The sequence below is a fragment of the Paraburkholderia nodosa genome (assembly GCF_001718195.1).
GTDB lineage: Bacteria > Pseudomonadota > Gammaproteobacteria > Burkholderiales > Burkholderiaceae > Paraburkholderia > Paraburkholderia nodosa_A.
The window spans coordinates 251805-265462 of record NZ_MCNV01000002.1; the positions used below are offsets into that span (position 1 = coordinate 251805).

General features: G+C 61.7%; 13 protein-coding genes. 6 read left to right on the top strand and 7 right to left on the bottom strand.

Annotation, left to right across the window (positions count from 1 at the left end; genetic code table 11):
• The first annotated feature begins 130 nt into the window (after positions 1 to 130).
• Both BFD71_RS04465 and BFD71_RS04470 read left to right on the top strand, forming a co-directional pair.
• Entirely contained in the window at positions 131 to 1657 is a 1527-nt protein-coding gene (locus BFD71_RS04465; RefSeq protein WP_069262077.1) for an FAD-dependent oxidoreductase, read from the top strand.
• 143 nt (positions 1658 to 1800) lie between these two features.
• A complete protein-coding gene (locus BFD71_RS04470; RefSeq protein WP_069262078.1) occupies positions 1801 to 2184 on the top strand; it encodes an ATP-dependent protease in 384 nt (127 codons plus the stop codon).
• A 98-nt stretch (positions 2185 to 2282) separates the two neighbouring features.
• Here the strand turns inward: BFD71_RS04470 and BFD71_RS04475 are convergent, their stop codons facing one another.
• Positions 2283 to 2489 carry a hypothetical protein gene (locus BFD71_RS04475; RefSeq protein ID WP_028204535.1) on the bottom strand — a complete coding sequence of 69 codons (207 nt, stop codon included), beginning with the start codon at positions 2487 to 2489 and terminating at the stop codon, positions 2283 to 2285.
• A 411-nt stretch (positions 2490 to 2900) separates the two neighbouring features.
• Between BFD71_RS04475 and BFD71_RS38890 the strand changes: the two genes are divergently transcribed.
• From BFD71_RS38890 to BFD71_RS04495, 3 genes are all read left to right on the top strand, one after another.
• Positions 2901 to 3665, top strand: a complete 765-nt coding sequence (locus BFD71_RS38890; RefSeq protein ID WP_083245054.1) for a class I SAM-dependent methyltransferase — start codon at positions 2901 to 2903, stop codon at positions 3663 to 3665.
• 251 nt (positions 3666 to 3916) lie between these two features.
• Positions 3917 to 4576 (top strand): carbonic anhydrase, encoded by a 660-nt coding sequence (locus BFD71_RS04490; RefSeq protein WP_069262081.1) that lies wholly within the window; start codon positions 3917 to 3919, stop codon positions 4574 to 4576.
• Positions 4577 to 4648: 72 nt separating this feature from the next.
• Positions 4649 to 6178: a SulP family inorganic anion transporter gene (locus tag BFD71_RS04495; protein ID WP_069262082.1), complete on the top strand. Its 1530-nt coding sequence runs from the start codon at positions 4649 to 4651 to the stop codon at positions 6176 to 6178.
• Positions 6179 to 6400: 222 nt separating this feature from the next.
• Here the strand turns inward: BFD71_RS04495 and BFD71_RS04500 are convergent, their stop codons facing one another.
• From BFD71_RS04500 to BFD71_RS04520, 5 genes are all read right to left on the bottom strand, one after another.
• The gene (locus BFD71_RS04500; protein ID WP_069262083.1) at positions 6401 to 7138 is read right to left on the bottom strand and encodes a BON domain-containing protein; all 738 of its coding nucleotides are present in this window, start codon (positions 7136 to 7138) and stop codon (positions 6401 to 6403) included.
• A 134-nt stretch (positions 7139 to 7272) separates the two neighbouring features.
• The gene (gene glnA / locus BFD71_RS04505; protein ID WP_069262084.1) at positions 7273 to 8772 is read right to left on the bottom strand and encodes a type I glutamate--ammonia ligase; all 1500 of its coding nucleotides are present in this window, start codon (positions 8770 to 8772) and stop codon (positions 7273 to 7275) included.
• Between the two features lie 19 nt (positions 8773 to 8791).
• On the bottom strand, positions 8792 to 8995 hold the full coding sequence (locus BFD71_RS04510; RefSeq protein WP_069262085.1) for a hypothetical protein: 204 nt from the start codon (positions 8993 to 8995) through the stop codon (positions 8792 to 8794).
• Between the two features lie 61 nt (positions 8996 to 9056).
• On the bottom strand, positions 9057 to 10031 hold the full coding sequence (locus BFD71_RS04515) for a cysteine synthase A (RefSeq protein ID WP_069262086.1): 975 nt from the start codon (positions 10029 to 10031) through the stop codon (positions 9057 to 9059).
• A 168-nt stretch (positions 10032 to 10199) separates the two neighbouring features.
• Positions 10200 to 10544 carry a hypothetical protein gene (locus BFD71_RS04520; RefSeq protein ID WP_069262087.1) on the bottom strand — a complete coding sequence of 115 codons (345 nt, stop codon included), beginning with the start codon at positions 10542 to 10544 and terminating at the stop codon, positions 10200 to 10202.
• A gap of 321 nt (positions 10545 to 10865) precedes the next feature.
• On the opposite strand from BFD71_RS04520, the gene BFD71_RS04525 reads away from it, so the two are divergent.
• Positions 10866 to 11843 carry a pseudouridine-5'-phosphate glycosidase gene (locus BFD71_RS04525; protein ID WP_069262088.1) on the top strand — a complete coding sequence of 326 codons (978 nt, stop codon included), beginning with the start codon at positions 10866 to 10868 and terminating at the stop codon, positions 11841 to 11843.
• Here the strand turns inward: BFD71_RS04525 and atzF are convergent.
• On the bottom strand, positions 11840 to 13642 hold the full coding sequence (gene atzF, locus BFD71_RS04530; RefSeq protein ID WP_069262089.1) for an allophanate hydrolase: 1803 nt from the start codon (positions 13640 to 13642) through the stop codon (positions 11840 to 11842). The genes BFD71_RS04525 and atzF overlap by 4 nt on opposite strands.
• Positions 13643 to 13658: the final 16 nt, after the last annotated feature.

The window sequence follows — 13658 nt, forward strand, 5'->3', positions numbered from 1 at the left end:
GTCTCTGCCAATGCCGGGTCCTGCCTGCGGCGGTGTTCTGTTCAACGTGGACTAACATTGAAACTGGCGGCCTCTGCCGAGGACGCCGGTAGTGATGCATTAGCTGGGTCACGTGCCCGTGGAGGTCGCCATGAGTGGTGAGGCATCGAATGAAAGCGGTCCTGATCTGGCAAAAGGCGTGCCCATCGAATCCCTCGGTGAAGCTGGCCTGTTGTCAGGACACGTCGGTAATGATGCGGTGCTGATTGCGCGGCTCGGTGATGAATTCTTCGCTATCGACGCTGCCTGTACTCACTACCACGGCCCACTCGCCGAAGGCTTGACCGTCGGGGACACGGTACGGTGCCCGTGGCACCACGCGTGTTTCAGCCTGCGTACAGGGGAAGCAGTGCGAGCGCCTGCGCTCAGCCCTGTCGCGTGCTGGTCTACCGAGATCCGGGGCGACAAGGTTGTTGTACTGCACAAAAAAGCGCCGCCCGCGGGTTCCGTGCCCTCGCCGGCCGGAGCGCCACAGAAGATCGTGATCGTCGGTGCAGGGGCCGCAGGCTTTGCTGCGGCCGAGCGTCTGCGGCGCCTCGGCTACGCGGGCAGTCTCACGATGCTGAGCGACGACGCGGCGCCGCCGGTGGACCGGCCCAACCTCTCCAAAGACTATTTGGCCGGCAGCGCGCCTGAGGAGTGGGTGCCGCTTCGAGACGATGCTTTTTACGCAGACCAACGCATCGATCTGCGGCTGAACACCGGTGTCTCGCGTCTTCACATCGCCGCGCAGAAAGTGGAGCTTGCGGATGGGAGCAAGGTCCCCTACGACCGTCTGCTTTTAGCCACCGGGGCCGAAGCGGTTCGCTTGCCTATTCCCGGCATGGATTTGCCGCATGTGCATACCCTTCGCACATTGGCCGATTCCCGCGCCATCATCGCTCGCGCGGAGAACTCGCGGCGCGCGGTTGTCATCGGAGCCAGCTTCATCGGACTGGAAGTGGCGGCGTCATTGCGCGCGCGTGGACTCGAAGTCCATGTCGTGGCGCCGGAGCAGCGTCCGATGGAACGTGTGCTGGGGCCACAGATGGGTGAATTCGTGCAGCGGTTGCATGAAGAACACGGCGTCGTCTTCCACCTCGGGAACACCGCCAGCGCGATCGACGCGCGGCAGGTATCGCTCAAAGCGGGCGGCAGCCTGGAGGCCGATCTGGTGGTGGTCGGCGTCGGCGTGCGGCCGCGACTGGCATTGGCCGAGCAAGCCGGCCTCGCGATCGACCGCGGCGTGGTGGTCGATGCCTGCCTGCAGACCAGCGCGCCTGGCGTCTTCGCTGCCGGCGACATCGCACGCTGGCCCGACCCGCACAGTGGCACGGCAATTCGCGTGGAGCACTGGGTCGTCGCGGAGCGCCAGGGACAAACGGCGGCGATGAACTTGATTGGCGGACGTGAGACGTTCGACGCCGTGCCATTCTTCTGGAGCCAGCACTACGATGTCCCGATCAACTATCTCGGGCACGCGGACAGTTGGGACGAGATTTCAGTTGACGGCGATATTGCAGCGCGCGACTGCTTCCTGCGCTACAAGCGAGACGGGCGCGTCGTCGCCGTAGCCTCTATTTATCGCGATACAGAGAGTCTGCGGGCAGAGGTCGAGATGGAGCACGATTTCCGTTGACGCGGGAGCGAATCGCAAACGGATGCCCCCTCAAGTGACTTGCCCTCCCGTCGTCTTCCTGGGACGGCATGGTTGACGAGTTCGCGGCACACGCCCGGGTGCGGCCTGTGCGATGATGCGCCACGGCAACCATGAGATAGGCGATGACATCTACATTCGACGAGGCAACAACGGCGGCGATCGCCGCGTTTGCCCAACTGGACTTCTACACGGCGGTGCAGGCGATGCGTGCCGAAGCCGACTACGACCGCGAGCGGGACCAGTGGATCTCGCGCTACATCGACGAGCATGGCGGCGGCGCGGACGATGCGGCATACGATGCCTTGCACGCGCAGGCCCAGGCAACTCCGGAATACGCGCAGTTCGTCGATGCCGTTCGCCGGGAAATCCAGGAATACTTCGGCGTGGCCGAGGAACAACTGAACTGGGTAGTCCTGCTGCGCAATGACGACAGCGATGAGCTTTGGGCGGAGGTCAACCGGCAGCGGAGCGAGTTGGGAACCGGTGAGGTCCGCGGAGATCTCTGAGCATTGCTTGCCATCGGGCTTGCAAGTCGTGCTGGATGCGCCCATGAAAGCGTCATGAGCGACCGCTCGTTCCCAGGCCCACCGCAACGTGTCGTTTTCTAATATTCGTTAATTAATCGAGCCAACGACTCGGCTTCTCGCGCAACGGCTTCGTCTGCTGATACGCCGTCACCTATCCATAGCTGGACGGTGTCGGCGAACGCTGTTTTTGCCGCGCCGCACAACTGAGCGATGCGAATTCTATACACACCGTCGAAGCTAAACACTTCCAGCCGCCCTTCATACTCACGCGCATAGAATTTCATCGCCAGCTCCTTGTGTCGCTGCCGTGCGTTTTTTCACCGCTCCGGATATCGCCGCCGCGCCAGGCGTGCTGCCTCCTGCGGTACGAGCACAGCCTCAAGCCGCGGTCACCCATCATGCGCTCAATCGGCCAGCGGTCGCAACCGTCGTCGCGACGAGCCACAACGGCCAATGATCTACACCGTTGCACGGACATTTGATCGTCGGTTTTCCAGCGAAATATAGACCTTCGCAAACCAGCCAAATCAGCTTTCTATCCACGGTTTTCGAACTCGCCCACGAAAATAAATAAATATCACCGCCGTTTTCGCATACATGTCCTATTGTTGAGATCGTGATTTAAATCCCTTCCGCCCGGAAAGTTTGCCGACATCTTCGTCGCCAACACGTCATTCCGCCATTCAGAGGTCGAAATGAGCCATATTACGATTTCATATCATTATGTTGATTGCAATCGTAAATTCGAACATTACGACGCTAATCGAGCGTTCTTTCAGGAGTACTACGCCACTCGTCTCGCAGCGGAGCCCGGAATATCCTGCCATGTACTCGACATCGGATGCGGTCACGGCACCAATCCAACCATCAGCAGGATCCAGCATGTCCTTGGGGAAGTTGATGGCGTCGATCCGTTCCCCGTTGTTCAACCCCATCCATTGATCAGGCAGCGGTGGACCTGTGCCATGGAGGAAATCCCCGTTCCGTCGAACACATACGACCTCGCCTATTCCTATAACGTTGTAGAGCATGTCGTCAACGAGACTTCGTTTCTCGCCAAAACGATCGAGGTGCTCAAACCCGGCGGCGTGTATTGGTCAATGTCGCCTAACGCGAGACACCCGTTCACTGTCATCGTGCGGATCATGCAGGCGCTCGGGATAAAGTATCTCTACCGCCGGTCAATCGCTCCACAGGCAAACGATTATCCCGCCTATTACCGGCTTTGCAACGCTACGAAAGTCCTAAAAGCAATCGAAAAGCTTGATCTTCCAGTATCGAAAATCGACTTCTTCCTGATCCCGAACGTCCAGTGGGATACGTTTTTTCCGCGCCGACTTCGCTTCATTGCCCACTTGATAGACCGCGTCGTTGTCCTTAACGCGCCTTCGATGTCAAACATTTTCATGTTCCGCATGGAGAAAATGGATACTGGGCCACGCGACGGGGCGGCGACATGACCCATCCAGGCGATTCTTCATCGGCAAGCGTTGCCTGCGCGAGGCGTAGGGGTGACGTGAGTGGCTCCTCCGTCCCAGCAGGCTGCCGAACATTCGACTCGACGAGCGGGATCTCGAGCGTTGCGGGGCTGTTTTTTTATATTCGCCGCGCATTGTTCCGATTTATTTTTCGAAACCGACAGGCTGATTTCTGATAGAAAGGTATACGTAAGGATTGAGCGAAGCCGCCACCTTCAACGGAGCCTTGACCCATGAATCTGCCGAAACGTATTCTCGTTGCCAACGTCGCCTGGGCACAGGAAATCGCCCGGCGCGATCCACAATTCTTCAGCACGCTTGCCACAGGGCAAAAGCCCCAGGTGCTGTGGATCGGCTGCTCCGACAGCCGCGTGCCCGCCGAAAGCGTCACGCACTGCGCGCCCGGAGACTTGTTCGTTCACCGCAATATCGCGAACCTTTTCCATCCCGACGATGACAACAACATGAGCGTGCTCGAATACGCGCTGCGTGTGCTGCGAGTCGCGCACATCATCGTTTGCGGGCACTACGGCTGCGGCGGCGTACGCGCCTCGCTGCTACCGCCCGCCGACGCCCTGCCCCATGTGAACCGTCGCATCGAGCCGCTTTGCGCGCTCGCGCAAACGCACCGCTCGACGCTGGCGCGCCTGCCATCGGAAGAGGCACGCATCAACCGCCTTGCCGAACTGAACGTGATCGAACAGGTGCGCCTGCTGCGCGAGCATCCGCTCGTACGTGAGGGCGAACCTGCGCCGCTCGTGCACGGCTGGATCTTTTCGCTGAACGACGGCCAGCTGCGTGAACTCGCGTCGGGCTACGACGTTGAATCAGCGAAAGCAACCGCCGCGGCCTGTGCTAATCCATTGCGCATTGCACAGCCCACGCACGCTTGAGGCGCACGCCTCAAGTCGCGTCAGGACCGCCGCCGTCGAGTCCTCCACCCTTCTTTTCTACCCGCTTCCATCATGACTTCGAGAGCTTCCCTGTCCGCGCTTGCGCGTGACCTCGCCGCCGGCACCGTCGTCTTTCTCGTCGCTCTGCCGCTATGCCTCGGCATTGCAAGGGCTTCTGGGGCCGAGCCGTTGGCCGGCCTCGTTTCCGGTATTGTCGGCGGCATCGTCGTCGCCGCGCTCAGCGGCTCGCGCCTGAGCGTGAGCGGCCCCGCCGCTGGCCTCGTCGTGATCGTCGTGGATGGCATCGCGCGCCTCGGCAGTTTCTCTGCATTCCTGATTGCCGTGCTGCTCGCCGGTGTGCTGCAGTTCGGCTTTGGCATGCTCAAAGCCGGGCGGCTCGCCTCGTATGTGCCCACACCCGTCATCAAGGGCATGCTCGCCGCCATTGGCCTGATGCTGGTCATCAAGCAGATCCCGCTCGCGCTCGGACTGACGTCGGGCAACGAGACCGGGTCTCTCACTCACGCGCTCGAGTCGATCTCGCCCATCGTATGCATGGTCACTGTGATCTCGCTCGCCATTCTCGCGGGTTGGGAAACACGCGCCTTGCGACGCTTCACATTGGTGCGGCTCGTGCCCGCACCGCTCGTCGTCGTGCTTGCGGGCGTGAGCGCGACGCTGGTTTGTGGCTCGCTCGGCTCGACATTCGCGTTGCCGGTCGAACAGCGCGTGGCACTGCCTGCCATCGAATCATTCGCGGCCCTCGGCGACGCTCTTCAGTTCGGTGAATTCGAGCTGAGCGTCGCGCGCTTTGCCGACCCGGAGATCTGGATCGTCGCCCTGACCCTCGCCGTCGTTGCAAGTCTCGAGACGCTGCTGAGCCTCGAAGCGGTCGAACAGATCGACCCGCAGCGGCGCGCTGCGCCGCCCAACCGTGAACTCAAGGCGCAAGGGGTCGGCAATATCGTCGCCGGGGCGATCGGCGGACTACCCATTACTTCGGTCATCGTGCGCAGCTCGGCCAACGTGCATGCCGGCGCGCAAAGCCGGCTCTCTGCGATCGTGCACGGCGTGCTGCTACTCGTCAGCGTGTTTGCACTCACCGACGTGATCAACATGATTCCGCTCGCGAGTCTTGCGGCCATCCTCATTCACACCGGCCTCAAGCTCGCCAAACCTTCGTTGTTCGTCGCGCTCGCGAAACAAGGCGCGGCGCCGTTCGCGCCATTCATCGTTACGATCGCCAGCGTGCTCGCCACCGACCTCCTCACGGGGATCATGCTCGGCGTGCTGTGCAGCGCGGGGCTCGCGCTGTGGGCGAATCTGCATCGGCCGATCGCGCTCGCGCGGCACGACGATCATTTCCTGGTCTCCTTTCGCAAGGACGTATCATTTTTAGGCAAGGTGCCGCTCAAGCAGATGCTCGCTCATATCCCGGATCGCGCGACAGTGATTGTCGACACCTCGCGCGCCGATTACATCGATTACGATGTGCGCGAACTGCTCGACCGTTTCATTGCCGAAGCTCCGTTGCGGTCGATCGCGGTGGAAGTCCGCCATGCGGCAGCCGTGCTACCGCCTGCGACTCGCTCGGGCATTTGAGCGCTCGCCCAGCGATGCCTGAGGGGTGCATGGCGGACAGCCCGGAACGCGCCATTGGGTTTTGGGTGCTTCCTCGGGAAGCCGACCGCTGCCGCCGAACTGCTTGCTGCCCAGCAGTGAGAGCGGCGCCATAACCGGCAGGTACGCGCACAGCCACCATGCGGCTATCAGATCCTGTGATCGCCCGATGCCGGGGAAATTCGCGATGGCGACGACTCACACTCAGGCGCGCACCTCGATCCGGTTGACCACACCTCCTACGGTGTCCAGACACCACGCATCCATCTCTGCCCGGCGCCTCTCAGCTTCGGTCGCTACACGCCCCGCAAGCGTAATCCGCTTGCTCTCCACGTTGATTGTGATTTGTTCAGCGTGAACGCGCGGATCGGATTCGAGCACGAGAGCGAGGGCCTCGTGAATCTCTTCGTCGCCGTCCGCTTCGGCCGGCACCAACTCCAGCAGATTCGTCACGTCCCGGCACCCGCCGACCCACCACGCGATCACACTTGCGAGCCGTCGATGCGACAGGCTCATCACCTGGCCCGTCAACGTCACGAGGCCACCTTCCACGGTGACCTCCACAACGCCGCCGCCCTCCTCGCCGGCCTGGTCCATGGTGCCGCGCAGCATTTCGAGCTGGTCTTTCACGCGCGCACATATCACACAGTTGCGGAACTCCACCGTTCGCAAAATCCGTTCGCAGATCCGCGTGCGCAACTCGCCGTCGCCAATCGGCGGCTCAGCGCTGACGCGCAGTCGGTCAATGAGGGGTTCGCCGTCGCTGTAAGTCCGGGTCAACTGAATAAACCGCTTCTTGGACGCTATGTCCGGCACTTCGCCTGCAACCGTCAAGGCACCGCTATCGCGGCTGATGTGAATGGGGCAATTGTGGAGTTTCAGGTGCGATTCGTGTTCGAACGCCGCCATCACCTGCTTGAGGATCGCATCAGGGCGTTGCATGATTTGCCTCGCGCAAAGGGGAACGAAGCAGCCACCTCGATGCCCCGCAGTACAAAACGCGTCACGCGAGGCGGGCGCCGCCCAATTCATTATAGTTATTGCGCCCACCCTTCCCCTCAGCGTTGCACGTGTGATCAGACGTCGAAGTACAAATAAAACTCCCACGGATGCGGACGCAGCCTGATTGCGTCGATCTCATGCTTGCGCTTGTACTCAAGCCACGTATCGATGACATCTTCAGTGAAGACATCGCCTCTGCGCAAAAACTCGTTGTCGGCCTCGAGCGCATTCAGCGATTCGTCGAGCGAACCCGGCACCTGACGGACGTCCTTCGCTTTCTCGGGCGGCAGGTCGTAAATGTTGACGTCAAGCGGATCGCCTGGGTCTGTCCTGTTTTCGATGCCGTCGAGCCCGGCCATCAGCATCGCTGAGAAGGCGAGATACGCATTGGCCGACGGATCGGGACACCGGAACTCGACGCGCCGCGCGTTCGGCGAATCGGAGTACATCGGAATGCGCGCGGCCGCCGAGCGGTTGCGTTGTGACATCGCCAGATTCACCGGCGCTTCATATCCGGGCACGAGGCGCTTGTAGGAGTTCGTGGTCGGAGCGCAGAACGCCATCAGCGCTGGCGCATGCTTAAGCAGGCCGCCGATATACCATCGACACATGTCAGACGTAAGCGCCCAGCCATGCGCATCGTAGAACAGATTCTCGTCGTCCTTCCACAGGCTTTGATGGCAGTGCATGCCGCTCGCATTGTCGGCGAAGAGCGGCTTCGGCATAAACGTCGCCACCTTGCCGTTCTGGCGCGCGACGTTCTTGCAGATGTACTTGTAGATCATGACGTTGTCGGCCATCCGCGTAAGCGTGGAAAACCGCATGTCGATTTCGTTCTGCCCCGCTGTCGCCACCTCGTGGTGATGCACTTCCACCTGCACGCCGGCCTGTTGAAGCAACAACACGATCGTCGAGCGGATGTCCTGCAGTGTGTCGTGCGGCGGCGCCGGGAAATATCCTTCCTTGAAGCGAGGCTTGTAACCGAGGTTGCCGCCGCCATACGCGCCTTCGTCGCGGCCCGAATTCCAGTCCCCTTCGGCAGATTCGACAAAGAAGTAGCCGCTATGGGCATCCTGGCCAAAACGGATCGAATCGAATATGAAGAACTCGAGCTCGGGCCCGAAATAGCACGTCGTCGCCATGCCGGTCTGCTTCAGGTAGGCTTCGGCCTTCTTCGCGATGTAGCGCGGGTCGCGCGAGTACGGCTGATGCAACACCGGATCGATCACGTCGCAGATCATCGAGAGTGTGGGCGTTTCGCTCACGTGATCGATGAACGTGGTCGTGGGATCCGGCTTGAGAAGCATATCGGATTCCTGAATTTCCTGAAATCCGCGGATCGACGAGCCGTCGAAACCGATCCCGTTGGCAAAGAGGTCTTCGTGCACCTCGGGCAGCGTGATCGAAAAGTGCTGCCAGAGACCGGGCAGATCCGTGAATTTGAGGTCGACGATCTGAATCTTGTGTTCGCGCAGTAGTTCGATAACCTGTTGCGGGTTATCAGGACGCGCGACACGATAACTGCCGGCGTCGACGGTTACATCGAACGCCGGCGCACCTCGTGGACTGGCCATGGGGACTCTCCCTGCGCAGCTACTGATCGTGTGCGAGCGCTTCGAGACGGGCGTAGCCCGCGTCTTTCGCCGCGCGCTCCGTCGCAAAGGGCTCTTCGGCGACGAGCGAGCGCCGCACTTCGCGCGCATCGAAATCGACGAGCGAGATAACCCACACCCAACCGCCGATCTGCTCGGCCGTCTGCACGAATGCGCGCACGTTGCCTTTGTCCTTGGTGCTCATTTGACCTCCTCACGAGATAAACACAAGGGGAACATGGGTGACGCCAGACTTGACGGGCAGTCTACGCCGGGACCAGGCCCCTTTGTTTCAACCAGTCCAGATTGAAAAGGCGGGAGCGGTACAACTCGCCGCCGTCGCACAGCAGTGTGACGATCGTATGCCCCGGCCCCATCTCCCGGGAAAGCCTGACAGCAGCCGCGACGTTGATGCCTGTCGAACCGCCGACATAGAGCCCTTCTTCGCGCAGCAATCGGTAGACCATGGTGACGCATGACTGGTCGTCGATCTGATAAGCGTCATCGATCGGCGTGCCGTCGAGGTTCGCGGTAAGGCGGCTGGAGCCGATCCCCTCGGTAATCGAGCTGCCTTCCGCGTGAATCTCCCCCGTCTTCACGTAACTGTACAAGCCGCTGCCGTACGGGTCGGCGAGAACGATCCACAGATCGCGGTTCTTCTCCTTCAGGAAGCGGGCCACCCCGGCGAGGGTGCCGCCAGTACCGGTCGCGCTGACGAACGCATCGACCGTGCCAGCGGTATCGCGCCAGATTTCTGGGCCGGTGGTCTCGTAGTGAGCCTTGCGATTGGCAAGGTTGTCGAACTGGTTCGCCCAGATCGCGTCGTCCAGTTCCTCCGCGAGCCTTCCGGCGATCTTCTGGTAGTTGTTCGGGTCCTTGTAGGGGGCGGCCGGTACCGGGTGGACTTCCGCACCCAGGACGCGCAACAGTTCCATTTTCGCGGGAGACTGGGTCTCGGGAATAACGATGACACACCGATAGCCGCGAGCCGCGCAAATATGGGCAAGGCCGATGCCGGTATTGCCCGCAGTCCCTTCCACTACCGTGCCGCCGGGCCTAAGTTCGCCACGTTGCTCGGCGTCCAGAATAATGGACAGCGCCGCCCGGTCCTTCACCGAACCACCCGGGTTCATGAATTCGGCCTTACCGAGAATCTCGCAGCCGGTTTCGTCGCTAAGACGAGCGAGCCTGATCAGCGGCGTGTCGCCTACGCACCCGACAAAACCCGTCCGAACATGCATATCCTTTCCCCTGCAATCGCAAGCCTGGCATCAGGCCACTCTCACACTGGAAGCATAGGCAAAGATCCGGCGCACTTCCCGACGTTTGAGGGCAGTCGGTGAAGATGACCGGGAAGTGGATACGCCGACTCACTTGCAAAAAGCTTGCCAACGATCAGGGCACGCCGATCACCGCCCGGTCAGTAGCCGAAGGATCTTCTGCACGATGCGTTCGTGCAACTCGAGCGCCTCACCGAGCGTGCTTGCGCCAAAGCTCTCGTTGTCTTTTCGCGCTTGCATTCCGGCGATGCGCGTCACGAAGAGCGCGGGCTCGGCGGTCCGCGCGTCAGTCACACCGCGAAATCGCGTCGTGACCGTCACGCCGGACTCTTCGAGCAGCGTGCGGCGAAAGATCAATTCGTTTTCGGCCATCCAGCGCGACCACTCGCTGCGGTCGAACACCTCAACAGGCCTGTTCTTCGCGTCGAGGATGTAGAAGCGTTCGCACTGGGGCGGGATCGGGCGGGTTCTCATCTATTCCGATCCGGAAGGTGCGAGCAGGAAGCCGATCGCCTCCCGCCACCGGCTATCGTCGACGTGGCCAGGCCAGTCGTTATGCTCAGCCGCCTGGGAAAGTAGAGAAAACGTTCCTGCAACATGGCGACGCCTGTCAAATGGATCGGCGCGCGAAAGCGAGCCTCGGTTCGATTCCCGTGAACAATGCGCCGGTCAGGATCTGTCCGCAACCCGGACTGCCCGATCGTTCGTCTGGAGCACGTGGATCGGGCGAGCGATGCGCTGTGAAGCGTCCCCATGCGGCATACTCGAGTCCACGATACCCGAAGGCCCAAAGACATGGTTGCCGACCTCGCACGCTCCTGGTTGACGTTCAGCGCGGCTGTAGCCGCTGCAAAGGCCGCTGGCCGCCCGCTTGTCGCGCTCGAGTCGAGCATCATCGCTCACGGCATGCCCTATCCGGAGAATATTCGCACTGCGCGCGAAGTGGAGGCCCTGGTCCGCGCGATGGGAGCCGAACCCGCGACGATTGCACTGATCGGGGGGCGAATTCACATCGGACTTGCTGACGACGAACTGGAACTGCTCGGCCGCTCTGAGCATGTACACAAGGTTAGCCGCCGCGACCTGCCGGCCGTGCTGGCCGCCGGCGGGCTCGGTGCCACGACAGTGGCTGGCACGATGATATGTGCCGCGCTGGCCGGCATCGAGGTCTTCGTCACGGGAGGCATTGGCGGCGTGCACCGGGGCGCGCAGGAAACCTTCGACATCTCGGCCGACCTGCAGGAATTGGCAAAGACCTCGGTGGCGGTGGTGTGTGCCGGTGCGAAGTCCGTCCTGGACATCGGGCTCACACTGGAATACCTGGAGACTTACGGCGTGCCGGTGCTCAGTTGCGGGCAGGACAATTTCGCGGCGTTCTACACGCGCGATAGCGGCTTTCGCGCGGACTTCCGGCTGGACGACGCAGCGGACCAGGCGCGCTTCATCCGCACCAAGTGGAACCTGGGCCTCGAGGGCGGCGTAGTGTTGAGCACGCCGGTGCCGGAGGCATCAGCGATGCAGTCCGCAGAGATCGACGCGCTGACTCAGCAGGCGCTGACTGAGGCCAGGGCACAAGGCATCACAGGTAAGGCCGTGACGCCCTTCCTTCTGTCTCGCATCACGGCACTCACGGGTGGACGCAGTCTGGCGACGAACATCGCGATCGTGAAACACAACGCCGAGGTCGGGGCACGACTGGCGCTGGCGTTGGCACACAGGTTGTGCACTGGATGTCGCGACGAGCGTTCCATCTCGCAGGGTCAATCGGGCTAGCGCTCGCTCGCGAGCCATGCACGCCATCCGCCGAATCCGGAGATATCGGTTCCCGACTTCACGCCATAGGGTTCGCACAAGAAGCCGGTCACCCACGAGCCGTCCGACAATTCGACCTTCCCCAGCACCAGCGGAGACGGCACGGTTGCCATGAACGAGCCCAACTCGACGCTCGGCATGTCCCAGACTTCGACCGCGATCTCGGAGCCGTTCCCGGCAACTCGCCACAATCCCGGGCGTCGGGTGCCGTCCGCGGAAGGCGGCAGCGCGGCCAGCCGATAATGGGCAGCCGTATGCGTTACCTGCATGCGTCGCGCGCCTCGCGAAACCAGGTCCTTGTTCAACGGCAGCCCTTGCATGTGAGCACCGCACACCGCGACGCGAATCCGGTCGTTGGCCGCGACTCGCCTGGCGGAAGGCTCCGGGCGGCTTCCGCCAACACATTCGATGCCACTCGCCGTCTGCAACACATCGGCAACCCCCAGCAGATACTGGTCGGTGAACGCGCGGCCAAAGACCGTCACGCCCCACGGGAGCCCGTTCTTCATGAACGCTGTCGGCGTGGCGACGGCCGCGTAATCGAGCAGATTCATGAAGTTCGTGTAGTAGCCGAGCAATGAGTTCGGCCCAATCGGGTCCTTCTCCAGTTCAGCGAGCGTCACAGGGCGCGGATACGTCGGCGTCAGCACGAAGTCCAATGAATCGAGCACCGCATCGCAGATCGCCTTCAACGCCTGCAGACGATACTGCGCGCGAAACAGTTCGACCGCCGTCGCGCCCGGCGCCTTGGCCAGCACGTTCCGAATAACGGGAAGCACGGCGTCTGGCGTCGCTGACATCAACTCTCCGGCCACGCTGTAGCGCTCCGCAACCCACGGGCCCTGATAAAGGAGATTCGCGGCCTCGACAAAGGGCTCGAAATCAATCTCCACTGCCTCGCCGCCTGCTGCTTCCAGACGCGCACGCGCGCTTGCGAACAATTCCGGACTCTCAGCGCATCCCGCGAATTCAAGACGCGCCGGAATCCCAAACCGGAACGACGTAGGCTTGCCGAACCCGCTTGCCGAGTTCCATTGCGGGTTTCTGCGACTGTATGCATCGCGAACGTCGGTTTGTGCGGTCAATGAGAGAAGCTCACTGGCCTCGCCGGCCGTTGCCGTGAAGTAGGTCACGCAATCGAGTGTGCGGCAGGCCGGGACGACACCCGCCGTCGACAGGATGCCTTTGGTCGGCTTGAGTCCGATGAGATTGTTCAGGCCGGCAGGCACACGTCCCGACCCCGCCGTGTCGGTACCGAGCGCGAAACTCGCCACGCCCAATGCAACGGCAAGCGATGAACCCGCGCTGGAACCACCCGACGGGTAGTCAGGATGCACGCTGTTGCGGCATTTGCCGTATGGCGAACGCGTGCCGTTCAGACCCGTCGCGAACTGGTCGAGATTGGTCTTCCCGATCGGGATGGCGCCAAGCGAAATCAGCTGGCTGACGAGCGTCGCGGACTCCTTTGGCATGTACGCGAAGGCGGGGCACGCGGCGGTCGTTTGGACTCCTGCAAGGTCGATGTTGTCCTTGATCGCGAACGGGACGCCGTACAACGGCAGACGCTCGAAGTCCTGCTTCTCGAGCCAGTCGAGGTATGGCGCGACTTCGCTTTCGGTCAGTAGATGAATGAAGAGATTGAACTCCGGATTCAGCGCGCTCGCTTTTCCGAGCAGTTCAGTCACGAGCGTGCGCGGCGTGAGGCGCCCGTCACGATACGCGCTGCGAAGCGTGGAAAGCCGCAGATCGAATGTCGGCATGGTTTTCTGTCCTTGT